Origin of the sequence: Bittarella massiliensis (ex Durand et al. 2017), from assembly GCF_017566145.1 — a bacterium.
Classification (GTDB): Bacteria; Bacillota; Clostridia; order Oscillospirales; family Ruminococcaceae; genus Bittarella; species Bittarella massiliensis_A.
On the sequence record NZ_JABFCL010000137.1, the window covers coordinates 1 to 229 of the forward strand.

Here is a 229-nt window from a genome sequence, read left to right on the forward strand (position 1 = left end):
TTTTAGTAATCATGCGGGTGTAGCTCAGTGGTAGAGCAGCGGCTTCCCAAGCCGCGTGTCGCGAGTTCGAATCTCGTCTCCCGCTCCATAAAATATTTTGCCGCAGAACTTAGTTCTGTGGCTTTTTTATTTCTTTGAGTACACTTATAATTTTTCTAAATAAAAAATAAGCTTACCATTACAGCAAACTTTTACTCTGTCAATGATATGTTAGTAAAACACTGTCACT

The 229-nt window shown here is 38.9% G+C and carries 1 tRNA gene; it reads left to right on the plus strand.

Annotated features, from left to right (window positions below):
* Positions 1–13 precede the first annotated feature (13 nt).
* A tRNA-Gly gene (locus HJY11_RS13765) sits at positions 14–88 on the plus strand.
* Positions 89–229: the final 141 nt, after the last annotated feature.